We start from the raw sequence: 23187 nt of genomic DNA, 5'->3' as shown, positions 1-23187 counted from the left end.
CATTTGGAGGTTGCGTCATGAGTAGCCCAAGCGCATCGAATGAAAGACAGCGTCTCGCCATCCTTGGCTCCACGGGTTCAATCGGTGGCAGTACGTTGGATGTGGTCGCACGCCATCCTGATCGCTTCACGGTGACCGCACTGACGGCCCATCGCAGCGTCGAGCGGCTTTTCGATCAGTGCCTGGCATTTCGTCCTGCCCTGGTGGTCGTTGGCGAAGCGGCGGATGCAGCGCAGCTCGAACGAAAGCTGCGAGCAGCGCACCTGGACACTGACGTGACTTATGGACCGGACGCGCTGTGCGCCGTGGCCAGTTCGAATGCGTGCGATACCGTGGTGGCGGCCATCGTGGGTGCCGCGGGCCTGCCGTCCTCGCTGGCGGCTGCCCGCGCGGGCAAGAAGATCCTGCTGGCGAACAAGGAGGCCCTGGTGATGTCGGGCGCGCTGTTTATGCGCACCGTGGTCGAGCACGGGGCCACCTTGTTGCCGCTGGATAGCGAGCACAACGCGATCTTCCAATGCTTGGGAACCTGCTTGAAGTCAGGGGCTGGCGTCGAGCGCCTGATCCTCACCGCATCGGGCGGACCGTTCCTCAGCCGTGCCTTGGACAGCCTTGATGAGGTCACGCCGGACCAGGCCTGTGCCCATCCGAACTGGGTGATGGGCCGCAAGATCTCGGTCGATTCGGCCACCATGATGAACAAGGCACTGGAAACCATCGAGGCGCACTGGTTGTTCAACATGCCGCCCGCGCGCATCGAGGTCGTGATTCACCCCCAGAGCGTGATTCATTCGATGGTGGCTTACGCCGACCAATCGGTGCTCGCCCAGCTTGGCAACCCCGATATGCGCACGCCCATTGCGCACGCCCTGGCTTATCCGGAGCGCATCGACTCGGGTGTCGCGCCGCTGGATTTGGCCCGCATGGCCAACCTGAGCTTTGCCGCGCCAGACCTGTCGCGCTTCCCCTGCCTTCGCCTGGGACTGGAAGTGCTGCGTGATGGCTGCGCCGCCAGCGTGACGCTCAACGCGGCGAACGAGATCGCCGTGGAGGCCTTCCTGCAGGGGCAGATCCGCTTTACGGCCATCGCCCAGGTCGTGGAGGAGGCGCTGCACCGATTGCCCGCGCTGGCAGCGCATCATCAGCTCGACGACATCTTTGCAGCCGACGCTGCGGCACGTGCCATGGCACAACAAATCATCCGCCACCTGCCTGCCTTAGGGGCGCAGCGGGTTGCCGTTCACTAGGGTTGCTCTGATCTGAGCATTCCCACTGGGAGATTTCCGTGAGTGAAGCCATACAGCTTTGGCCCGAGTCGTCGGTTCCTGCCTCGGGTTCGGAGCCTATCGATGCTTGGATGAAAAGCATCGTCCAGCGCAGCGAAATCGCGCTTGCGGCTTATTTGCCGTCGGCCGAGAGTGCGCCCCAGACCCTGCATGAAGCGATGCGCTACGCCACCCTCGGTGGTGGCAAGCGCGTGCGCGCCTTGCTTTGTCACGCCGCTGGCGAACTGGTGGGTGCCGCGCCATCCTTGCTCGACGGTGTGGCCAGCGCGATCGAAATGATCCATGCCTATTCACTGGTGCACGACGATCTGCCGGCCATGGACAACGACTTATTGCGTCGTGGCCAGCCCACCGTGCATGTGCGCTACGGTGAAGCCATGGCGATCCTGGTTGGCGACGCCTTGCAGGCCCAGGCGTTTGCGGTGATCGGCGACTTGCCCGCCTCAGCAACGCAGCGGATCACCCTGTTGCAGGAATTGGCGAAGGCGAGCGGTTCGCTCGGACTGGTTGGCGGGCAGGCCATCGATCTGGCCAGCGTCGGCAGCATCTTGCCGCGTGCCGAACTCGAACGCATGCATCGGATGAAGACCGGCGCCTTGTTGCGCGCGGCAATCTTCATGGGTGCCCACGCTGGGCCCGACGCCCTCGCGTCCGGCATGCTGGTGGCGCTGGACGAATACCAGCGGTCGGTCGGTCTGGCGTTCCAGGTCGTGGACGATATTCTCGATGTCACCATGGACGCAGCCACGCTCGGCAAGACGCCAGGCAAGGATGCGCAGGACCACAAGCCCACCTACGTTTCGCTGTTGGGTCTGGATGCGTCGCGCGAACTGGCACGGCAACTCGGTGAGCGCGCCCACGCCGCCCTGGCTCCGCTTGGCGCCAGGGCCATGCATCTGGATGCGCTGGTCGAGATGGTGGTCCACCGCATTCATTGATCGCGTTCGGCGTCGCATGAGCTCGGCTGAGTCGAAGCTTTGGCGTGCGACTCAGGCTTCCCGATACCAGAGCAAGATCACGCCGATCAACATGAAGCATAGCGGCCAGACGACGCCGGCCACGCGACCGCCGCGTCCTGGCTGGCGCAATTCCAGCCAGCGCGCGCAGCCGGCCGCGACCCCGGCCAAGGCGAGCGGGGTGTGCGTCAGCTCGATCAGCATCTGATCCTTCACGTTGGAGATCTGATGACTGTGGGTGAGCAGCATCGCGCCACCCGCGGCGACCAGTAATGGAAAGACCAGGGCCGCGCGTTGGTTGCGGATTCGGCCTGTTCGCACCGACCACTCGAAGTAGCCGAACAACACGATCAGCAGCACGAAGAAGCGGTGCTGGGCGACCTCCACATCACGCCATGCAGCCCACCAGCCCTCCTGACCCAGCGGCCATACCTCGGGGTCGGAGCGGAGCAGGAGGAAGACCGCCAGGGCCAGGAACAGCAGTGGCCAGTGTTTGGCCCATCCCACGCCGGCGTGGTAGAGCAGGGCCAGCAGGCCGATCAGCAAGACGAAGATGCCGGCCCAATGATGGTTGTATTCCGACCATGCCATGTCTTGCGCGTTGCGTGGTGGAACAATGCCGGAGCCCGGCACGTTTGCCGACGCCGCCACCTCGTGAGCGCGCGCAGCGTCGCTATCGAGTTGTGCCTGAAGCTGCGAAACCGCCAGCTCGTCGTGGTCAGGTGAACTGAGTCGCGGCCATGCGGGTGCATTGCGTACGGCAATTTCGTGCAGACTTACTCGATCCGTGGTGAGATCAATGGCCGGTGGCGCGGAAGTCAGCGATGCCGCCGCGAAGAAGATGGTAAAGCCGATGCCGATCTCCACTTCGGCGAAGCGACGCATGCGAAGCACCTGTGCATGCTGCCCCTTGCGCAGGCGCTCGGTCACCCTGAAGTTCCCAAAGCCCAGCGCCAGCAGCGCAAGGAACATGGCGATCTTGGCGCTTACCATGACGCCGTAGGCCGTACCGTAGAAGCCCGACAAGTCGCCGATGTAGAACACGCACATGATCACGCCGGAAAGCAGGATGCTCGCAACGCCGAGCATCGACATGCGGGAAAAACGCGTTCCCACCACTCGCAAGCCTTCGGCGTCCTGCAGATGCCGCAGCACGAGAATGAAACTCGGAATGGCACCGATCCAGATGGCGGCACCAAACTGATGCAGCGCTTCGACGACGAGCAGCAAGACATTGTCAGTCAGCCGTGCGTAGGCGTGGGTGGTGACCGTGGCAGCGGCGAGCGCGATGATGCCAAGCAGCAGTAGCAGCAGGCGGGAAAGGCGCCCAGCCAGGGTTCGGTGGCCCAGGCACAGGAAGATGAGGGCGGCGCTAAGCATCTTTACGCCGCCTGACACCGCAAAGGCTGCCTGCAGCACGTTGGATAGCGGCAGATCGACGGTCGCCATCAGCACGCTGACCTGCAACGCCGTGGTGGCCAGCTCGGCGATGACCAGACCAAACGCGCTGAGGCGCGTCAGGCGCACGACGCGCCGCTGGAGCTCATCACCCTTGGGCAGCGCGTGAACCAGTGGATGCAGCAGGAAGATCAAAAACAGCAGTCCGCCCAGGGTCATGGACTGGGCCACGATAACCAGGCTGTGCAGGATGATGCTGAGATAGCTGAAGAGGTCGACGAGCAGGGTCACGGAAACACCCATGGACGATCGGTGGATGTTGAAGGTTGTTTGAGTATTTGGACGCGGCGATTTAAGGCTTGGCGCTCGCCGTGAAGGCCAGGTCGCCGCGGGTGAGGTGCCCATCCAGGGCCAGCGCCTGCCAGTGGATCACGTAAGCACCCGGGCTCAATTCCGCCGTGCTGTCGAGTTCGTTGGGCCGGTCCGCGCTGACGGTGATGGGAAGCGACGTTTCCTTGTGATCAGGGCCGACCAGGACCAGTCGGGAACGCCCCTGATCGATCTTGCTGTTGTACTTGAGCACCAGCGCAGCATGCCCCGCCGGTACGCTGCCGTTGGCCTTGGGCGTGCTATCGACAAGAATCGCGTGTGCGCTCGCGCTCATGCTGACGAACGTAGCGGCGATGGTGAAGGAGACTATCGCGAAACGGCGCTGATAACCCATATACGGACTCCGTGTGGAAGCAGTGGGGCGTTTAGGCGGGGCGCGAGTGACGACTCGTCTTGGTCGTATCGGACGCCATAATCGAATAGAGGAGGGCGGGCAGGAACGCGAACGTCGACAGCAGTACGGCCAGCAGGCTCAGCAACAGCACCAGGCCCATGCTTGCCGTGCCCGGGTGACGGGCTACGGCCAGGCTGCCGAAGGCGGTGCCGGTGGTAAGCGCCGAAAACAGGATGGCACGCGCCGTTGGCGAACCCAGGAAGTGGTGCATGCCGTGGCGCCAGTTCATCACGAAATAGACGTTGAAGGAGACGCCCACGCCGAGCAGCAGGGGCAGGGCAATGATGTTGGCGAAATTGATCGAGATGCCCAGCAGTCGTGCCAGCAAGGCGGTGAGCAGCGCCGACATCAGCAAGGTGGCCAGCACCAGCCCGGCATCGCGGAAGCGCTGCAGCACCAACATCAAGACGATGCCAATGGCCAGCGTGGCGTAGACGGCCGCTTCGCGGAACGCATCGAGAATGGTGTCGGCAGCCTTGATGGTATCGACGGCCGAACCGGCAGCACCCGGTGCCACCTCTTGCACGGCATGCACGAAGCGGCGCAGGCCGGCGGTATTTTGCGCCTTGGCGGTCGGCGTTACCTGGATGCGTACCTGGCCGTCTGGGGTGAACCAGTCGCGCTTGAGATCCGCGGGCAAGCTTTGCATGGTGATGGTCTGGGCCGACAGCGAGTCGGCCAATTGATTTAGCGTATACGGCAAGAATTGCGTCAATGCCTGGTTCGCCATGGCCATCTGTTCGTCAGAGCCTTGCGCCAATTGTCCCAAGGCCTTGCCGATCCGTAGCAAGGGCGAGTTGGGGGCGAGTTTGTTGGCCACACTGGCGATACTCTCGCTAGTGTCCTTGGCGCTCTCGCGCATCTGGGCAAAGCTCGGCGGCGCGGCTTTTTCGCCGGGGTTCAATACCGCATACATCAGGTCCGAGGCCTGCGCGATCTGCTCGAGCTTGTCGGACTGGTCGGCCGGTACGAAATCGACACCCGAAACGACCTGCGCCACCTCAGGCAGCTTGCCCAGTCGCTCGCTCAGTGCTTGAGCGGTGGCAAGGTCCTTCACCAGCACGTCCATGGTGAACGGATTGGTGTTCGGGTCGTCGATCAACGAGGTCAGCGTGCGCATGGCTTCGCTGTTCGCGTTTTTCGTGTGCAACGGGTTGGCATCGAACGGAATGGTGATCGCACCCCACAGGCCGGCCAGTCCCAACAAGGTGAAGGCCACCAGCACCGGCTTGCGGTTGCGCTCCAGCCAGCCATCCGCAGCAGCACCGCCCGGCAAGGCCACTTCCGCGTGCGGCGACCCCTTGCTCAACAGTCGGAGCAGGGCCGGCAACACGGTGATCGTGCACAGCAGGGCCAGCAGCATGCCAACGCCGGCGATCGCGCCGAGTTCGGCCACGCCGGTGAAGTCCGTGGGCACGAATGCCAGGAAACCACAGGCGGTAGCCAAGGCGGCCAGGCCGACCTGGCTCACCACGCGATTGGCCGTCTCGTGCAGCGAATCGTCAAAGGTGCGGTCGCTGTACTGGCGGGCGTGCAGGCGTACGCCAAACTGAATGCCGAAGTCGACTGCGAGGCCGACGAACAGCACGGCAAACGCCACCGAAACCAGGTTCAGGCGGCCGATGGCGAGCGCGGCAAAACCCAGGGTATAGATGAGACCGACGACCAGGGTGATCACCACCGGCACGATCAGTCGCCAGGTGCCCAGCGCCAGCACCAGCCAGAAGATCAGCAGCAGACTGCTGCCAATGGCGATGGGGCCAGCCCGATCGGTGAGCGAGGCGAATTCCTCGTCGGCGAGCGGGACGGAGCCGGTGTAGTTGATCTTCGCGCGCCCCGCCTTGACGGCGGGCAAAGCGGCGGCAAGACGCAGCATCGCATCGGTAGCCGCGCGTCCCGGCTGCAGTGCGCGATAGTCCATCACCGGATGCACCAGCACGAACTCCTGGCCGCCGTGGCTGCCCACCAGGTTAGGCGTCAGCAGGGCTTGCCAGGACAGCGGCGAAGCATGACCGGCGAGGGCGCCTTCCATCGTCTGCGCCACGTTGCCGAGCGCCGCGTCATACGACGACAGATCGTCGGCCATGCCGCGCCTGACGCCTTCGACCATCAGGTCGATACCGTTGAACAGGCCACGTGCCGACGGATCGGTCGCCAGCGGTCCCAGCAGTGGCTGCGCCTGCAACATGCTGCTGATGGTGTCGGACAACTCTTTCGGCGGTAGCAGCACGAGTCCCTGGCGATCGAAGAAGGGGCTGATGCCTGGCGTGGATGACGAACGGAAGTGGACGTGGTCCGCCGCCAGTTTCTCATTGAGCGCCTTGGCGGTGATGCGTGCTTCCTCGGCGGTCGGTGCGCGCACCACGACGGTCAAGGTGTCGCTGAACTGGGGAAATTGCCGGGCAAATGCCTCGCTCTGCTTGCGCCAGGGCAACTGGTCGGAAAACAGATGGTCCGAATTGGTATCGATGCTCAGATGGTGCGTAGCACCCACCAGGCTGAGCGCAGCGAGCAGCGCAGCGAGCAGCAAGACGAGGTAGTGATGGCGACCGCTTTGGTCGACCAGCCATACCAGGCCTTTATGGATTGCTCTGAACATGCCGTCGTATCTCCTCGCGGCTGTATGTCATGGCCAGGCCTGACATCCGAAATCCATGCGTCAAGGTTAGCAGGGCCCCGGCGCTTCGCGGGCCAGGTCCGTGCCTGCTGCGACCACGGCGGCCTGCAGGCTGCGGGTGGCCTTGCCCATGCGACTGGCGAGGCCAGGCAGGCGCTTTAGCAATCCAGGATGGCGCAGCAAAACGACGAGCATGCTCCATGGGCGGGGGCGCCCCCACGCGTCGATGCCTGCCTGTAGTTCCGGCGGAATCGCGTCGTCGCGTTCGTCGACGATGGCACGCAGTACGACGAAGGGAAGATGCCGCTCGTTCGCCACGGCAGCGACGGCGGCACTCTCCATATCCACGGCAGCGGCCAGGTGGCGATCCCGCATTGCCGTTTTCTCTGCTGCGCTCAACACCGGTGCCGGCAGGCTGAGCAGGCTTCCTTCCATGGTCAAGGCCAGTCCCGCGGCTTCAAGGCGCTGGCTGAGCGCCGCGCGCCACGATGGTGTCGGCGTATAGTCGCGCCCCTGCTCGTCGAGGACGCGATGCGGACAGAACAGCGTGCCGCTGCGCAGCCCCGGAACGAGCGCTCCCGCGACGCCAACCACGGCCAGGGCGGTGGCGCCCGCATCGACCAAGGCCAGCGCGGCTTGTCGCGCCGCGTCTTGGCCCATGCCACTCAGCCAAAGGTTGGCGCCGTTGCCAAGCGGAGTCAGCGTTCGTGGAAGCAAGGGTTGGCGAGTAAGTGCCTTCGCCTCGGCTGCCAGCGCAGTCACGATACCCACGGAGTGCAGGTTCACCGTGTCCCCGGGGCGGGCATCGTCTTCATTAGTCGCCGATAGCGGGTCAAGGCCCATAGCGGAAAGTAGGCGGTATAGCCGTGGTACTTGAGGAAGAATACGCGCGGAAAACCTGGTGCGTTGAAGCTCGGGTGATACCACAACCCTTCTTCGCGCTCACCGTTGGCTTGCTGGTCGTCCAGCAGCCATTGAATGCCTCGGCGTACCGGTTCGGAGTCGTGTTCGCCGACCGCGAGCAAGCCAAGCAGCGCCCAGGCCGTGTTGTGCGCCGTGCTTATGCCGCCGTTGCTGCCGCGTAGCGCAGGACGGAAATAACTGTCATTGGTTTCGCCCCAGCCGCCGTCGGCGTGCTGTTTGGAGACAAGCCAGTCGATGGACTTGCGGATCCATGGCTGCTGCAGATCTTCGCCGACCAGCGCCAGCCCGGCCAGCACCGACCAGGTGCCATAAATGTAGTTGGTGCCCCAGCGCCCCCAGTAGGAGCCGTCAGGCTGTTGGGCGGTTTTCAGGTAGGCCACGCAACGCTCGATGGCGACACGATCCTGCGCGCGCTTGAGCACCCCCAGGCAGGCCAAAACGCGGCCGGACACATCCTCGGTAGGCGGATCGAGCATGGCGCCGTGGTCGGCGAAAGGAATCTGGTTGATGTGATAGTGCGTGTTGTTGCGGTCGAACGCAGCAAAGCCGCCGTTGTCGGACTGCATGCCCACCAGCCAATCGGCCGCACGCTCGATGCGCGCACGGTAGATGCCTTCCTGTGGCGTACCCAGCACGGCCACATGCAGCAGGCCGGCCACCAGCGCGGTGTCGTCCAAGTCGGGAAAGTAGGCATTGGCGTACTGGAAAGCCCAGCCGCCGGGGGCCACGCTGGGGGCCTGCACTGCCCAGTCGCCTTTCACATCCAGTTCCTGCAAGGGCGCCAGCCAGGCCAGCGCACGCTGCACCGCCGCCTGCGTGGCCTCGTCGCCGGAAGCGCGCAGCAAGGCCATGGCGGCCCAGCCGGTATCCCATACGGGCGATACACAGGGTTGGCAATACGCCGTGCCATCGGCGCAGTGCACGATCAACTTCTGCAGGGATTTGAGGCAGGTGGCACGCGCGGGGTGGTCCTTGGCGTAGCCCAGCAGGTCCATCGCTTCCAGCGCGTTGACCATCGGGGGGAAGATGGCGCCCAGGCCGTCCTCGCCGTTGAGTCGCGAAAGAATCCACTGTTCGGCCTTCTTTACTGCTTTTTGCCGCAGTGCCCTGGGAACGAGGGGATCGCAGGCGCGTCCGATCTTGTCCAGCAGCAGAAAGCATCGGCTGGCGAAACCGCTGGTCGAAAAGTAGCGCCGCTCCTGTTCCGGCGGAGTGACGAACAGTTCGGGCACGCCGATACGCCGCGGATTCCTTGCCCGCGCCTTGAGCGAGCAAAGAATGAACAGCGGCACCATGGTGGCGCGCGCCCAATACGAAACCTTGTCGAGGTGGAACGGCGCCCAGCGAGGAAACAGCATGATCTCCACGGGCACATAGGGCGCGGCGCGCCACGGGACCTGTTCGAACATGGCCAGCAGGATGCGCGTGAACACATTGCTCCTGGCTGCGCCGCCAAGGCCAAGGATGGCGTCACGGGCGCGGCGCATATGCGGCGCTTCAGCGTCGTCACCGGCGGCCTTCAGTGCGTAGTAGGCCTTGACCGTGCAGGACACGTCGATGACACCGTCCTGGTAGAGCGGCCAGCCACCGTGGGTATCCAGGCCTTGCTTGAGGCGGATATAGCGCGCGAGTTTCGCTTGCAGCACATCGTCGATTTCATCGAGGAAGTGCATCATCAGGATGTATTCGGCGGAGATCGTGCAGTCGGTCTCGAACTCGAAGCACCAGTGCCCATCCGCTCGTTGCCGGGCAAGCAACGCTTTGCGCGCGCGATCGATGGCCTGATCGAGTCGGGTGGATTCAGGCTCTCGATCGCGATGGTCCAGGACGGCGGCATCGTCAACAGGAGCTGGGGTATCCGTCATAGCGAGCGTGCGTTCTTCGCGTCGTGTCGGGAGGCCATGCCATTCACATACGAGACCTTGCGCCTGGGCCACGTGCGCGGGGGATCCTGGGGCTCTTCCCACTCCGGCGACAGCGGCGTCAGCGGTAGCTTGCGTGCGGCTGTGGTGAACAGCCAGCGCACGCCGGTGTCGTATTTGTCGGTCAGTCGGGTCAGGCCCATGGTCTGGGCAACCGCCGCGCGGGAAACCTTGACCTGCGTGCCAGAAGAAAAATCGAGTCGTTCCTGCAGATTACGCAGGGTCAGCACGGCCAGCCCGATGCTCCACAAGCAGAAGCGACGGAAGCCCGAGTGCCTGGCCGGCACGATAAGCGTGTATTCCACCGCGCGACACAGATGCGAATGCGCCACGCCAATCAGTTCGATCATGGCCTTGGCATAGTGGTCGTCCTGACCACCGGGACGCAGCTCCTGCAGATTCACACCGTGGCGGGAGAACACATCCTGCGGCAACCAGCACACGCCGTGACTGCGATCCTCCCATTGGTCCTTGAGGATATTGGTCATCTGCAGACCCTGGCCGAACGACACGGCCAAGCGCATCAGGGTTTTCGATTGCGGCGCCAGCTCCGGTTCGAAGTTGATGAGCAGCTTGGTCAGCATCTCCCCCACGACGCCGGCCACGCAGTAGCAGTAGCGGTCCAGGTCGCGCAGCGTTGCCAGGCCTTGCAGGCCGACCACGCACTGAAAGTCGTGCATGCCACGCGACATGGTTTTCAGGCAGTCGACGATGGCCGTGTGCTGGGTCGGATTAAAGGTTTGAGTGACCTCCAGAACCAGCGGCAGCCGAGACAGCAATTCGCGCTCACTCTCGGATGTTGCCTCGGAGAGCTTCGGCGCCAGTTCGCTGGCGAAGCGTTGTGCATTGACGCGGCCAGTGACCGCATCGACGAAGGCGCTCTCGTAGAGGCCCTTCTCGTCGACGGAGAGCGTTGGTTCGTCTTCAATGGTGTCGGCAATGCGGCACAACAGGTACGCGTTGGCAACCACCTCGCGAAGTGCAGGTGGCAGCTGCGGTATCGTCAACGCAAACGTCCTGGAAACTTTCGGAAGAATGGCTTCCTGATAAGCACTGGCGTTGGCTGGTGCGATCGCAGCGACATGTTTCGAGTCGAACATTGACATGCCTCAGCTTTCCTTATGTATTCACATACAGAAAAACGTACGACGCTGGCATGTTAGCACCCTGATCTTGAAGGACGCAGCCATCTGACCAGAGAGAATGTCTCCGAAGTGTCGATGCTGTGCCGCTGCCCGCGAAAGCCAGGAGAAAGGGAGCCGGCGCCACCAGCGGCGATGGGGCACGTCGCTGCGTTTGCGCCAAGAGCGCGTGGTTATCCATAATGGACGCCAACCTTCCCCGTGTTCATGGATCACCAGCCTTATGTGCCCAGGGTTCATGCTGGCGATGCACAGGCGTAACCTGATGGTTACACCACCTTGAAGACCTTGGTTACCGGAGCTACCGGCTTCGTCGGTGCGGCGGTTGCGCGCCGCTTGCTGCGCGAGAGCCACAGCATCCGGGTGCTGGCGCGTGCCGGCTCGGATCGTCGCAATCTGCAAGGGCTCGACGTTGAAATCGTCGAAGGCGATCTGACTGATGCGCCTTCGCTGGCCAGGGCGTGCCAAGGCTGCGACGCGCTGTTTCACGTGGCGGCCGACTACCGCCTGTGGGCGCCGAAACCGCAGGAGCTCTATCAAACCAATGTCGAGGGCACGCGGGCCTTGCTTGAGGCAGCCAGGCAGGCGGGCGTGTCGCGTATCGTCTACACGAGCAGTGTGGCGACCCTGGGTATTCCCAAGGACGGCAGCCCCGGTGACGAAACCACGCCGGTATCGCTCGACGATATGGTCGGCCACTACAAACGCTCCAAGTTCCTCGCCGAAGCACTGGTCAGGACGTTTGCGGCGGATGGGCTGCCGATCGTGATCGTGAATCCGTCGACGCCGGTCGGTCCGCGCGATATCAAACCCACACCGACCGGGCGTGTCGTGCGTGACGCCGTCGCCGGGCGCTTGCCCGCCTACGTCGACACGGGCCTCAACGTGGTCCACGTGGACGATGTGGCGGACGGCCATTGGCTGGCTTTCCGACACGGTGTGGTGGGTGAGCGCTACATCCTGGGCGGCAGCAATCTGAGCTTGCGCGAACTGTTGACGGAAATCGCGGACATCGTCGGTCGCGAGCCGCCGCGTTGGCAACTACCGCACGCCGCGGTGATGCCGGTGGCTTATGTGGCGGAGGCGTGGGCCAGGTTAAGCGGAACCCAGCCCATCGCCACGGTTGAGGAAGTGCGCATGTCCAGGAAGCGCATGTTCTTCTCGAGCGCCAAGGCCGAGCGCGAGCTTGGCTATGCGGCGGGCCCGGTTCGGCTCGCATTGGAAGATGCAGTGGCCTGGTTTAGTCTGCATCGTTGATCTTTCAGCGCACGAAGCGGCGAGCCAGGCGGGCTATCCGCGGCACAAAGCTGGGGCGTAACAAGCGCTCGTCATAGCCGCCCATGCGGTACTGATCCTGGGCCAGGCACATGTCCAGCAGCTCCCCCAAGTTCAGATCAAGGCCGATCTGTTGATGCCCAGTGAGGGTGAAGTTGGCATCCTGCATTTCGCCGCCGCTGTCCAGGCCCTTGGCAATGCCGATGCGTTCCCAGATCAGGAAAATCCATACCTGCATCACCTTGAACTCGAACGCCGGTCGTTGCCACCACGACAACTGGCGCCGATACCAGGCCACCCAGTTGGCAAAAAACAGAATGTGTCGGGCTTCTTCCTGGATCACGGGTTCAAAGGTCTCCACCAATTCCACGGGGAAGTAACCGGTGCGCTTGGCGGACTCGAACAGGCCAAAGGCAAAGAAGCTGTCGATGCACTCGCTATAGCCCGTAACCAGCCAGCCCCACTCGGGATCCTTGGGTACCTCATACTCGGGCTCCGGTGCCAGTGGGATGCCATAGGCCTCCACCATCTTGCTGAGCACGACCTTGTGTCGTGCCTCCTCGCCGCCGTCCATGATCAGGGCATCGCGCAGCAGCGGATCGTCCACGGTCTTGGTATAGGTCTCCACGCGCAGGGTCGCTCGCCCTTCGGTCTGCACGGCGATATCCCAGATCGGCAGCGAGGTGATGCGATGGAGTGCATCGGGTCCCAGTTCAGGCCAATCGATGACGGCCGGTTTATAGGGATTGTGGGTGTCCAGCAACATGCGGCAGAACAGCCGCTTGTGCGCATCCGAGCCGATCTTGATGCGACCGGGTTCGGTGCCCAGCCAATGCCGCATGGCGTGGTCGGCGGCTTCGATGGTGGCGTCGTTGGACATCGGTCACCTCGTGGTGGGGGATGCTCTGATCTATTCAACGAGGGTGTCACCGGCAGACAGAGCCGGCCCTGCGGGTGATGTCCAGAAAGCCCGCAGGCCGCGGTGCGCGGCTTGCCCAGGCAGCCAGCCTGCGCTTCGCCACGCCCCACACCCTGCGAACTTTCTGGACATCATGCCACCCTCGTTGAATAGATCAGAGTATCCCTAAGACGGCTTGCTGTTTTGCGTATCCGGCAACGCGGCGGAGCTGCGTGCGCGCCAGCCGAGTCGCAAGCGATGGGCTTCGGCCCATTGCCACGAAATCAGCATGGGCAAGCCGAAGCCGACTTCGCGCGCGCGCTTGACCAGTGAAAGGGCGATCGCGGCGTCGGCCGGCAGGCCAATGATATTGCCGAACAACACCAGGCCGCCTTCCTGGATACCCAGGCCAGCCGGCACAAAGAAGATGATGTGACGCAACGACTGGGTCACCGCCTCGATCGCGATGGCATCCCATACGGTGATCGGATAGCCCAGGAGTAGCAGCGCGAACCAGGTCTCGAAGCTGCCCAGGATGAAGCCGGCGAGCTGCCACGTGCAGGTCACCGCGAGCCGCAGCGGCTCGCGGTAGTACGCGCGGATTTCTTCATCGAGGCGCGAGCCGTCCAGCAGCTCGGTAAAGCGCGAGGGGCCTCCCATGGCCTTTTCCACAAACGCTTCCAGGCGCGAAAACAACTGGCCATGACGCAGCAGGTAAATCAGCACGATGGGCAAGGGCAGGCTGGCGACCAGGCCTCCAATGACCGAGTTCAAGGTGCCGATATGCTTGGTCAGGCCAATCAGCAGGAGTATGCCCAGCGCCGCGAAGATGTACTGGCTGACCAGGGTCAGCAGTACTTCGATCACCACGCTGCCGGCCACCACGGCGCCGCTGAGGCCACGCCATTTGACCAGCCGGATGCCGACGATCTCGCCGCCGATATTGGCCACCGGCAGCAGGCGATTGCAGGCCTCGCGGACGGCTCCCACCCAGAACAGGAACGGCACGCCAGCACGTCGTTGCGGATCGCGTGGCGCCAGCAAGGCGCGCCAGCCCATGACGTCGACCAACAGCGGCACGGCATGGAAGGGCAGCAGCCAGAGCAGCGCCCAGCCCGCATGATCGAAGGCGTTGCGGATGGCGCCCCAATCCTGATGCACGACCAGCACGACGGCGGCGGCGAGGCCGAGCAGGCCGGCGAGGTAAACGAGATATTTCATGCAGCCGCCGGATCGCCAAAGCCGTGACACAACAGACAACGTTCCGCGATGGCGCGTTGCACCCGTGGGGATAGTAGTGCAGCCAACTCGTCCGTGTGACGGTAGTCGGCCATGCTTGACGTCAGTTCGCCGTGCACGGCCGGATGCAAATACAGCTCCGACAGGCCTTCCGGCAAGCGCCGAAGCACGTCCAGCAGCGCGCTTTCGTCCATGCCGCCGCTGTGCCGGATGCCGAATACATGATCATTGCAAAGCACGCCCGCCCGGCGCAGGCGTCGGCGCATCAGCGCCAGCCAGGGTTGTAGCCATGGCCCCATGCCTGGCTCCGCCGGCAGGCGAACGGCACGCAGGCCGTAGTCGCGGCCGATGGAAAGCATCAGGGACAGCACGGTGGGATGCAGGTGGAAATGCTTATGCGCATTGACGTGGTCCAGGGTCAGGCCGGTGGCGGCGAAGGCCTCGAACTGCGCGCGAATCTCGGCCGCCAGTTGGCGTCGCACCCCTGGCAGGAAGAAGAAGCGCAAGCCATCGCGCGCCATCGCGTTGCCGAAAAAACCGCGGGCGTCGACCAGGTCAGGGATGCGCGCTGGCGGCAAGGCGGAGGGGCCGTCCGCCAATACCAGATGCAAACCCACGGCGAGGCCGGGCGAGCGGCGGGCACGCGCTACGGCGTCAGCTACTGCGGGCGCCGTCACCATCAGGCTGGCGGCGCGCAGTACGCCTTCGCGATAGCCGCGCTCGACCGCCTCGTTGACCGCTTCGTGCAGGCCGAAATCATCGGCCGTCACGATCAGACGCGGTCGAGTAGGTGCCAACACCACCTTCATGGCTGCAGCGAGAGCTGCCCGCTCAAGCCTCGTGCGCGTGCAGGAAACGGAAGAACTCCACTCCTTCGCGCAATCGTCGCTTGGTCATCTCCCAGCTTCCCGCCATTTCCTTGACGATCTCCCAGATCTTCGAAGGACGGAAGTAGAAGCTTCGATAAAAGGTTTCCACGCCGTGGAAGATTTCTTCCGTCGACAAGTGCGGATAGCTGATCTGCGCAATCTGCACACCCCTGTCGTCGACCAGGTTGACGGCCTTGTTGACCTCGAGCCAGCCATTTTCGATGGCTTGCTTGTACAGGAAGGTGCCAGGGTAAGGCGCGGCCAGCGACACCTGGATGGTGTTTGGATTGATTTCCTTGGCGTACTCGATGGTCTTGGCGATGGTTTCCTTGGTTTCGCCCGGCAGACCCAGGATGAAGGTGCCATGCACCTTGATGCCCAGCTTGCGGCAGTTCTCGGTGAACTTGCGCGCGATATCGGTGCGCAGGCCCTTCTTGATGTTGTGCAGGATCTGGTCGTCGCCCGATTCGTAACCCACCAGCAGGAAGCGAAGGCCGTTGTCCTTCATGATCTTCAGCGACTCGTAGGACACGTTCGCCTTGGCATTGCAGCTCCAGGTCCAACCCTGTGCGTGCAGTCCGCGGGCGATCTCGTGCACGCGTTCCATATTGGCGCTGTCGGTAAACGTATCGTCGTCGAACATCAGTTCGCGGACCTCGGGCATGTTGTCCTTGATCCATTGGGTTTCGGCCAGCACGTTGGCAACCGAGCGCACGCGGTAGCGATGCCCGCCGACGGTCTGCGGCCACAGGCAGAACGTGCATTTCGAGCGACAGCCACGACCGGTGTAGATCGACACGTAAGGGTGCAACAGGTAGCCGATGAAGTAGTTTTCGATTTTCAGGTCGCGCTTGTAGACGGGTGCCACAAACGGCAGGTCATCCATGTTTTCGATGGTGGCCCGCGGTGGATTGTGCTGAATGCTGCCATCGGCAAGCTTGTAGCTGATGCCGTTGATTTCGCTGAAGGGACGTCCCTCGGCGACTTCCTTGCAGGTGTAGTCGAATTCCTCGCGCGCCACGAAGTCGATGGCTGCCGAAGCCTGCAACGAGCCGTCGGGATCGACCGCCACCTTGGCGCCGACCAGGCCGATCAAGATGTCCGGCTTGCGGGCCTTGAGCAGCTCGGCAAATTTCGCATCGGTGGGAAAGGACGGCGTGCTGGTATGGATGATCACCAGCGCGTACTCGGCGGCGATGTCCAGCGAATCCTCCACCGACAGCTCATCCGCCGGGGCATCGAGTACGCGGGAATCCGGCACCAGGGCTGCCGGTTGGGCCAGCCAGGTGGGGTACCAGAAACTTTTGACTTCGCGTCTGCATTGGTAGCGGGAGCCCGCACCACCATCGAAACCGTCAAACGACGGGGCTTGCAGAAATAGCGTCTTCATGGGAATACCAAGCTCCTGCAGCAGTTCAGTCTAGATCCGCAATGAGTTGCTAGTCGCACTTTCGCAATCGCATTCAAGAATACCGCGTGGGCGCATGATTGCGAGCGTGCAATTCACGTCCACGCCACTCGACCCGCCAGTGGGTAAGTGCCACGGCCCATTCCAACAGTAGCAGCAGGTCACGATAAGGAGTCAATCCGATGTCGTGCCAATGTGAAGATCGGGCCGTGCTTCGCCGTTGCGCAACATAGCGCATGACTCTTGCGCCGCCGCCCAGGAGCGCCAGCAAAACGTTCGGCAGGGTGGGCGCCAGGATCAGGCCGAGTGCCAGCACGGGCCAGGTGAAGCATACGAAGCTCAGGGCGAAACCGGCCGGCGCGATCGCACGGATCGTGCGCAACCAGCGCAGCTCATGCGTCCACAGCGCGGAAAAGCGGGTCTCACTGACCTCGGTACCCACCACCAGGTCCGATAGCACCGTGCGCAGTCCTGCACGGCGGCTCAGCTCACCCAGCCAGAAGTCGTCCGCCAGCGTGTCGCATAAAATTCCGAAGCCGCCGATGGCGGTTAGCGTTTCACGGCGCAAGGCGATGGTGGAACCAAAGGCAAAGCGGGTGGATCCGAAGGCGTGGGCAAGCCGCGCCGAGGGTGCGAACCAGTCATCGATAAACAGGCAGCCCAGCCTGGACCAGAAGCCACCTTCCGCCACGCCGTGGTAGAGGCAGGTGACGATACCCACACCAGCATCGCTGAGCGGAGCCGTCACCCGGGACAAATAGTCGGATGGCACGCTGATGTCGCTGTCGGCCAGCACCAGCCAGTCATGCGCCGCGAGAGGCAGCAGGTTGATCAGGTTGCTAATTTTGAGGTTGGCGCCATGGATGCGTGGGTCGACCATAAGGCGGATAGGCAGGCGGGGGAACTCTGCTATCAGTCTTTCCACCACGGTGATGGCCGGATCATCCGCTTCGCGTACGCCGAACAGCAGTTGATAGTTGGCGTGATCTTGCAGGCAGAAGCTGCGCAGGTTTTCGTAGAGGCGCGGCTCGGCGCCGTGCAGGGGCTTGAGTACGCTGACCGCGCGGCCCGTCCTGTCCGGCTGGTGTGTTGCCGGTGCGCGCTGGCACCGAAACCATGCCCACAGGCTCACGCAGGCGTAACCGGCCGCAGCCAGATTGAGGCCGGTGCCGATCCAGAGTAGAAGCATGTCGGTGACGGAAGCAGTCGGCATGGTAGCGATGGTTTGGCGCGATCCACGTTTGTTCCTAAAGTTACCCTATGAGTCAGCCAAAAACTCATATCCAGCGTGAGACCCACGTCGCGAGCGCGACCCGGCAGACGCGGCATGCCCTGCGCCGGTGGTGTGCCTGCCTCGCCCTTGGTCTGTGCGGCTGGCTGGCCTGCGCTTCGCCAGCGGCGCGGGCCGACGGCGATCCGCGAGCATCGCCGACCGCTGCGCCCATCGTGGGCTATTGGCTGGTTGAGAGCCGCGATGCGGTGATCCGGATCGAACCGGTCGGCGACCAGTACGAGGGGCACATCGTTTGGCAGCTGCATGACACGTACGGCCCGGAGGATGGGGCTGAACTCAGTGGGAAAACGGTGACCGACCGCAAGAATCCCGACCCGGCATTGCGTTCGCGGCCGTTGACGGGGCTACGCCTGCTGTGGGGACTGCGTTACGACCCGGACCGCGCTACCTGGGTGGACGGCCGCGTCTACAACAGTGACAACGGCAAGGTTTACCACTGTGAGATCCGCATGCTCGGCGAAGACAAACTGCGCCTGCGTGGCTATATCGGGATCACCCTGCTTGGCGGCAACACGATTTGGACCCGCGTGGATGGTCCTGGGCCGAAATCGAGCAAGTCATCCTAGGTTTTCGCGCCTGTCGGCGCGCAAGGCGATCGACTCGCTGCCTACGAGGGCTACTCATTCGATGCCATCATTTGTTAGCCTGACCCTGCGCCCTTGACGGGCTGTCTCATTGGCTAGCGCTTTTGTGATGCTGGCGTGAAGGCCAAAAACAGGGTTCCGTCCGCTGGGTGAGAGAGGTTTGACCTTGGCTAACCGAGAGTTGGATTACTACGAAGGGCAGTCGTCGAGCGGTATCGTGTCCTTTCAGGATGAGCCGCTGGTGCTGGTCGACGAACTCGACCAGGTGATGGGCTTCCTCGACAAGGCTGCCGCGCACAGCGGGCAAGGCGTCTTGCATCGGGCTTTTTCGCTGTTCATCTTCAATCCCCAGGGTGAGTTGTTGCTGCAGCAGCGCGCTCCGGGCAAGCGCTTATGGCCGGGCTTCTGGTCCAATACATGCTGCAGTCACCCGCGACGTGGCGAGGCCATGGAAATCGCCATTCATCGGCGGCTGGGCGAAGAGCTGGGCATGCAGTGCGAGCTGGCCTTCCAGTTCAAATTCCAGTATCAGGCGCAGTTCGATGCCGAAGGTGCTGAGCATGAGTTGTGCTGGGTTTATGTGGGGCACAGTGATGCCTTGCCGGTCGCCAACGTGAACGAGATTGCCGCGTTGCGCTATGTGTCCCCGGCAGCGCTCGACCAGGAAATAGCGACGCAGCCGCAGACCTTCACACCCTGGTTCAAGATCGAATGGGAGCGCCTGCGCAGGGAGTATCCTCATGTGCTGGTGCCTTCAGCTCTGGTTTCGTCCTGAGGGCCGCAAGGCTGTTTGGATGGATATACTCAACATAACGTCTGAACGTTTCGACGCTTCATTTTTGCCTTGCGTAAAGGCAGCAGGTCGAAAGGTCGGTCGATAGGCTACGAGGAGATTCCGTTGGGCATTCCTCTTATTCAACAGGTCAAGATCGCCAGCTACATCGTCGGCAAGAAACTCAGCGGCCAATCCCGTTATCCGCTGGCGATGATGTTGGAACCGTTGTTCCAGTGCAATCTGGCCTGTGCGGGTTGCGGCAAGATCGATCATCCCAAAGACATCCTGCAAAAGCGCATGAGCGTCGAGGACGCCTTGAGCGCCGTGGACGAGTGCGATGCACCCGTCGTTTCCATTCCCGGTGGCGAACCGCTCATTTACAAGGAGCTGCCGCAGATCGTGCAGGGCATCATCGCGCGCGAGAAGTTCGTCTACCTGTGCACCAACGCGATCCTGTTGCCGAAGCATATCGACGAATACACGCCTTCGCCGTATTTCACCTGGTCGATTCACCTCGACGGTCTGGAGAAGCGCCACGACGCATCGGTGTGCATGGATGGCGTGTTCGACAAGGCGGTGACGGCGATTAAGTTGGCGCTATCGCGCGGCTTTCGCGTCACCATCAACTGCACCTTGTTCAATAACGAGCCGACCGAAGAGATCGCCGACTTCTTCGATTTCGCCATGTCGCTCGGTATCGAAGGGATCACAGTGTCGCCCGGCTACAGCTACCAACATGCGCCGCGCCAGGACGTGTTCCTCGGGCGCACCGAGAGCAAGCAGCTGTTTCGTGACATCTTCAGGCTCGGCAAGGAACGCAAGAGCAAGTGGGTCTTCAACCAGTCGTCGATGTTCCTCGACTTCATCGCTGGCAACCAGAGTTATCAGTGCACGCCCTGGTCCAATCCCACCTACAACATCTTCGGCTGGCAAAAGCCCTGCTATCTACTGGTCGACGAGGGTTACGCCAAGACCTACAAGGAGTTGATGGAAGACACCGAGTGGGACAAGTACGGTGTCGGCATCAATCCCAAGTGCGATAACTGCATGGCGCACTGTGGCTTCGAAGGCAGCGCGGTGAACGATACCTTCGCCCATCCGCTGAAGGCCGCCCGCGTGGCTACCTTTGGTCCGCGCACCGAGGGCGCCATGGCTCCCGACCTGCCGGTGTTGTACGGCGAGCGTGCCGACGCGACGGCGGTGCACATCCCGATCAGCGCGATTCAACGCCGTAGTGCCACGCCCGGGGCGGATGCCGGCCACTGACGCCGATGTTCATGCTCGCGTGTGCGCTCTTGCCTGCCTTGATGTGGCTGGGGCTGTTGCTGGTGCCATGGCGGCCGTGGAGCACGCGCGAGCATCTCGAGGCCGATCCCACCATGGGGCAGGCTTTCGATCTCAGTGACGTCACCGTGCTGATGCCGGCGCGTAACGAGGGTGACGTCATTGGTATCACCCTCGCTGGTTTGCAGCGGCAGGGGACAGGGCTGCATGTCGTCGTGGTCGACGATCAGTCCACCGACACTACCGCCAGTATCGCTGCCGCGTTTCCACGCACCCGCGTGATCAGTGGCCAGCCCTTGCCGGAAGGGTGGGCCGGCAAGCTATGGGCGTTGGAGCAGGGCAGCACGCAGGTGCACACGGCGCTGACCTTGTTGCTGGACGCCGATATCCAGTTGCAGCCGGGCATGCTCGCCACCCTGGTCGCATATAAGCGCCGCGAGCAACGTCAACTGGTTTCGCTGATGGCCGATCTTCGGCGGACCAGCGGGTGGGATCGCCTGTTGTTGCCCGTCTTCGTCTACTACTTCAAGCTGCTCTATCCGTTTGCGCTGTCCAATTCGCAAAATCGTTTCGTTGCGGCGGCGGCCGGTGGCTGCATCCTGGTGGATACACAGGTGTTGCGGCGTATCGGAGCGTTTGCCAGCCTGCGTGATGCGTTGATTGACGATTGCACCCTGGCGCGTCAGGTCAAGCAGGCGGGTTATCGCATCTGGCTCGGACTTAGCCGTGATGTGGTGAGCGTGCGCCCTTACGGGACGTTGGCGTCCATCCATCAGATGGTGGCCCGATCGGCCTTCACCCAGCTCGGTTATTCCACCGGATTGTTGCTGGTCGTGACGGCAGTCTTCTCCCTTGCCTATGGCGCGCCGCTGGCCTTGCTGGCTGCACCGCGCGTGTGGCCGCTGGCGTTGACCGCGTGGCTGGCCATGACCGTGAGCTACCTGCCCATGCTCCGTTACTATCGGCTGTCACCGCTGTGGGCGCTGCTGTTGCCATTGAGTGCGGTGCTTTATCTCGCCATGACATGGAGTTCGGCCATCCGCTACTGGCGTGGCGTGCGATCGCAATGGAAAGGGCGCGTCTACAGCTCCTGATGCCGACTTAAGCCGCACTTGAGGGGCGGAGCGCCTAGCTGCGGCATCCCTACGGCAGCGAATGGCCCTGGGGCCGGGTTATCATGTCGGTTTGCGGTTTGCTGCCAGGAGCTAGCGAGTGATCATCAATCCCAAGGTGCGTGGCTTTATCTGCATTACGGCTCATCCGGTCGGATGCGAGCGCAACGTGCTTGAACAGATCGACATCACCAAGGCGCAAGGCAGCCTGGGCGACGGTCCCAAGCGCGTGCTGGTGATTGGTGCCTCCACCGGCTACGGCCTGGCGTCGCGCATCACCGCGGCCTTTGGCTATGGCGCGGCCACGCTCGGCGTGTTCTTCGAGAAGCCCAGCAGCGAGACCAAGACCGGCACGGCTGGCTGGTACAACTCCGCCGCGTTCGACAAGCTGGCCAAGCAGGCTGGCCTGTACAGCAAGTCGATCAACGGCGATGCGTTCTCGAACGAGACCCGCGCCCGTGCGATCGAGCTGATCAAGCAGGACATGGGCGGCCCGATCGACCTGGTCGTCTACTCACTGGCCTCTCCGGTAAGAAAGATGCCGGACACGGGCGAAGTCGTGCGTTCCTCGCTCAAGACCATTGGCGAGACGTTCACCGCCACCTCGATCGACACCAACAAGGACGCCGTCGTGCAGGTGACGGTGGAGCCGGCGACCGAGCAGGAGATCAAGGACACCGTCACCGTCATGGGTGGCGAGGACTGGTCGCTGTGGATCGATGCGCTGAGCGAGGCTGGCGTGCTGGCCAAGCATGCCAAGACCGTGGCCTACAGCTATGTGGGCACCGAGATTACCTGGCCGATCTACTGGCACGGCACCCTGGGCCAGGCCAAGCAGCATCTGGACAACACGGCGCGCCAGTTGCAGCAGCGTCACGCGGCCGAGGGGCTCGAAGCCTACGTTGGCGTGATGAAGTCCGTGGTCACCCAGGCGAGTGCGGCGATCCCGGTGATTCCGCTCTATGTCTCCATGGTGTTCCGCATCATGAAGGAGAAGGGTCTGCACGAAGGCACCATCGAGCAGATCAACCGCTTGTTCCGCGAGTCCCTGTATCGCCTGGACCAGCATGCACCGGTCACGGACGACGAAGGCCGCCTGCGCCTGGACGACTGGGAGCTGCGTGCTGACGTGCAGGAGGCGTGCAAGGCGATGTGGCCGACCGTGACCACCGAGAACCTCTCGCAGCTCACCGACTATGCCGGCTACAAGCATGACTTCCTGCGCCTGTTCGGCTTCGGTCGCAAAGACGTGAACTATGAGGAAGACGTCAGCGCCGATCGCCGCTTCGACTGCGTCGAGCTTTGATTGAATTCAAGTGATCTCACTCGAGGTCGCTTGAAGAGCCGTCATCCCAGCTTTTTGCTGGGATGACGGGCTGAAGCGGTGTTGAGACCCTCAGCGCCGGGATTGGCTGGGCGC

General features: G+C 62.9%; 19 protein-coding genes. 8 read left to right on the top strand and 11 right to left on the bottom strand.

What is annotated here, in order from left to right; all coding sequences use genetic code 11:
* Positions 1–17: 17 nt before the first annotated feature.
* Both ispC and ACT01B_RS12845 read left to right on the top strand, forming a co-directional pair.
* Positions 18–1247 (top strand): 1-deoxy-D-xylulose-5-phosphate reductoisomerase, encoded by a 1230-nt coding sequence (ispC, locus tag ACT01B_RS12850; RefSeq protein ID WP_445143650.1) that lies wholly within the window; start codon positions 18–20, stop codon positions 1245–1247.
* A gap of 110 nt (positions 1248–1357) precedes the next feature.
* Positions 1358–2224 (top strand): polyprenyl synthetase family protein, encoded by an 867-nt coding sequence (locus ACT01B_RS12845; protein WP_445143649.1) that lies wholly within the window; start codon positions 1358–1360, stop codon positions 2222–2224.
* 51 nt (positions 2225–2275) lie between these two features.
* Here the strand turns inward: ACT01B_RS12845 and ACT01B_RS12840 are convergent, their stop codons facing one another.
* From ACT01B_RS12840 to ACT01B_RS12815, 6 genes are all read right to left on the bottom strand, one after another.
* Complete coding sequence (locus ACT01B_RS12840) at positions 2276–3943, bottom strand: copper resistance D family protein (RefSeq protein ID WP_445143648.1); 1668 nt, start codon at positions 3941–3943, stop codon at positions 2276–2278.
* 49 nt (positions 3944–3992) lie between these two features.
* Complete coding sequence (locus ACT01B_RS12835) at positions 3993–4364, bottom strand: copper resistance CopC family protein (protein ID WP_445143647.1); 372 nt, start codon at positions 4362–4364, stop codon at positions 3993–3995.
* A gap of 31 nt (positions 4365–4395) precedes the next feature.
* Positions 4396–7023: an MMPL family transporter gene (locus ACT01B_RS12830; protein WP_445143646.1), complete on the bottom strand. Its 2628-nt coding sequence runs from the start codon at positions 7021–7023 to the stop codon at positions 4396–4398.
* 66 nt (positions 7024–7089) lie between these two features.
* Entirely contained in the window at positions 7090–7827 is a 738-nt protein-coding gene (locus ACT01B_RS12825) for a phosphorylase family protein (RefSeq protein WP_445143645.1), read from the bottom strand.
* Positions 7824–9830, bottom strand: coding sequence for a squalene--hopene cyclase (shc, locus tag ACT01B_RS12820; RefSeq protein WP_445143644.1), 2007 nt, complete (start codon positions 9828–9830; stop codon positions 7824–7826). The genes ACT01B_RS12825 and shc overlap by 4 nt, the downstream gene beginning before the upstream one ends.
* Positions 9827–10993, bottom strand: coding sequence for a phytoene/squalene synthase family protein (locus ACT01B_RS12815; RefSeq protein ID WP_445143643.1), 1167 nt, complete (start codon positions 10991–10993; stop codon positions 9827–9829). Before ACT01B_RS12815 ends, shc begins: the two co-directional genes overlap by 4 nt.
* A gap of 315 nt (positions 10994–11308) precedes the next feature.
* On the opposite strand from ACT01B_RS12815, the gene hpnA reads away from it, so the two are divergent.
* Complete coding sequence (hpnA, locus tag ACT01B_RS12810) at positions 11309–12286, top strand: hopanoid-associated sugar epimerase (protein WP_445143642.1); 978 nt, start codon at positions 11309–11311, stop codon at positions 12284–12286.
* Between the two features lie 4 nt (positions 12287–12290).
* On the opposite strand, the gene ACT01B_RS12805 is transcribed toward hpnA, so the two are convergent.
* From ACT01B_RS12805 to hpnI, 5 genes are all read right to left on the bottom strand, one after another.
* Positions 12291–13184, bottom strand: coding sequence for a ferritin-like domain-containing protein (locus ACT01B_RS12805; protein ID WP_445143641.1), 894 nt, complete (start codon positions 13182–13184; stop codon positions 12291–12293).
* A 204-nt stretch (positions 13185–13388) separates the two neighbouring features.
* Positions 13389–14423, bottom strand: a complete 1035-nt coding sequence (locus ACT01B_RS12800) for a flippase-like domain-containing protein (RefSeq protein ID WP_445143640.1) — start codon at positions 14421–14423, stop codon at positions 13389–13391.
* Positions 14420–15250 carry a hopanoid biosynthesis-associated protein HpnK gene (hpnK, locus tag ACT01B_RS12795; RefSeq protein WP_445143639.1) on the bottom strand — a complete coding sequence of 277 codons (831 nt, stop codon included), beginning with the start codon at positions 15248–15250 and terminating at the stop codon, positions 14420–14422. Before hpnK ends, ACT01B_RS12800 begins: the two co-directional genes overlap by 4 nt.
* Before the next feature lie 22 nt (positions 15251–15272).
* Positions 15273–16700 carry a hopanoid biosynthesis associated radical SAM protein HpnJ gene (gene hpnJ, locus ACT01B_RS12790; RefSeq protein WP_445143638.1) on the bottom strand — a complete coding sequence of 476 codons (1428 nt, stop codon included), beginning with the start codon at positions 16698–16700 and terminating at the stop codon, positions 15273–15275.
* A 73-nt stretch (positions 16701–16773) separates the two neighbouring features.
* Entirely contained in the window at positions 16774–17907 is a 1134-nt protein-coding gene (hpnI, locus tag ACT01B_RS12785; RefSeq protein WP_445143637.1) for a bacteriohopanetetrol glucosamine biosynthesis glycosyltransferase HpnI, read from the bottom strand.
* A gap of 71 nt (positions 17908–17978) precedes the next feature.
* Here hpnI and ACT01B_RS12780 point away from each other — a divergent pair, with 71 nt between their 5' ends.
* The 5 genes from ACT01B_RS12780 to fabV all read left to right on the top strand — a co-directional run bounded on the left by ACT01B_RS12780 (position 17979) and on the right by fabV (position 23073).
* Positions 17979–18578 carry a DUF2147 domain-containing protein gene (locus tag ACT01B_RS12780; protein ID WP_445143636.1) on the top strand — a complete coding sequence of 200 codons (600 nt, stop codon included), beginning with the start codon at positions 17979–17981 and terminating at the stop codon, positions 18576–18578.
* 184 nt (positions 18579–18762) lie between these two features.
* Positions 18763–19371 (top strand): isopentenyl-diphosphate Delta-isomerase, encoded by a 609-nt coding sequence (gene idi, locus ACT01B_RS12775; RefSeq protein WP_445143635.1) that lies wholly within the window; start codon positions 18763–18765, stop codon positions 19369–19371.
* 123 nt (positions 19372–19494) lie between these two features.
* Positions 19495–20637, top strand: coding sequence for an adenosyl-hopene transferase HpnH (gene hpnH / locus ACT01B_RS12770; RefSeq protein WP_445143634.1), 1143 nt, complete (start codon positions 19495–19497; stop codon positions 20635–20637).
* Between the two features lie 5 nt (positions 20638–20642).
* Positions 20643–21749: a glycosyltransferase gene (locus tag ACT01B_RS12765; protein ID WP_445143633.1), complete on the top strand. Its 1107-nt coding sequence runs from the start codon at positions 20643–20645 to the stop codon at positions 21747–21749.
* Between the two features lie 118 nt (positions 21750–21867).
* Positions 21868–23073, top strand: a complete 1206-nt coding sequence (gene fabV, locus ACT01B_RS12760) for an enoyl-ACP reductase FabV (RefSeq protein ID WP_445143632.1) — start codon at positions 21868–21870, stop codon at positions 23071–23073.
* Positions 23074–23187: the final 114 nt, after the last annotated feature.

Source organism: Dyella sp. Tek66A03 (assembly GCF_052567735.1).
This window is presented reverse-complemented; position numbering and strand designations above follow the sequence as displayed.

Excerpts from the sequence above, each read along its gene's own strand:
- ACT01B_RS12815 (WP_445143643.1), bottom strand. The coding sequence starts at position 10,993 with ATGTCAATGTTCGACTCGAAACATGTCGCTGCGATCGCACCAGCCAAC.
- ACT01B_RS12835 (WP_445143647.1), bottom strand. The coding sequence starts at position 4,364 with ATGGGTTATCAGCGCCGTTTCGCGATAGTCTCCTTCACCATCGCCGCT.
- ACT01B_RS12805 (WP_445143641.1), bottom strand. The coding sequence starts at position 13,184 with ATGTCCAACGACGCCACCATCGAAGCCGCCGACCACGCCATGCGGCAT.
- ACT01B_RS12765 (WP_445143633.1), top strand. The coding sequence starts at position 20,643 with ATGTTCATGCTCGCGTGTGCGCTCTTGCCTGCCTTGATGTGGCTGGGG.
- hpnK (WP_445143639.1), bottom strand. The coding sequence starts at position 15,250 with ATGAAGGTGGTGTTGGCACCTACTCGACCGCGTCTGATCGTGACGGCC.
- ispC (WP_445143650.1), top strand. The coding sequence starts at position 18 with ATGAGTAGCCCAAGCGCATCGAATGAAAGACAGCGTCTCGCCATCCTT.
- ACT01B_RS12830 (WP_445143646.1), bottom strand. The coding sequence starts at position 7,023 with ATGTTCAGAGCAATCCATAAAGGCCTGGTATGGCTGGTCGACCAAAGC.
- shc (WP_445143644.1), bottom strand. The coding sequence starts at position 9,830 with ATGACGGATACCCCAGCTCCTGTTGACGATGCCGCCGTCCTGGACCAT.
- ACT01B_RS12780 (WP_445143636.1), top strand. The coding sequence starts at position 17,979 with ATGAGTCAGCCAAAAACTCATATCCAGCGTGAGACCCACGTCGCGAGC.
- ACT01B_RS12840 (WP_445143648.1), bottom strand. The coding sequence starts at position 3,943 with ATGGGTGTTTCCGTGACCCTGCTCGTCGACCTCTTCAGCTATCTCAGC.
- hpnJ (WP_445143638.1), bottom strand. The coding sequence starts at position 16,700 with ATGAAGACGCTATTTCTGCAAGCCCCGTCGTTTGACGGTTTCGATGGT.
- ACT01B_RS12845 (WP_445143649.1), top strand. The coding sequence starts at position 1,358 with ATGAAAAGCATCGTCCAGCGCAGCGAAATCGCGCTTGCGGCTTATTTG.
- ACT01B_RS12800 (WP_445143640.1), bottom strand. The coding sequence starts at position 14,423 with ATGAAATATCTCGTTTACCTCGCCGGCCTGCTCGGCCTCGCCGCCGCC.
- hpnI (WP_445143637.1), bottom strand. The coding sequence starts at position 17,907 with ATGCTTCTACTCTGGATCGGCACCGGCCTCAATCTGGCTGCGGCCGGT.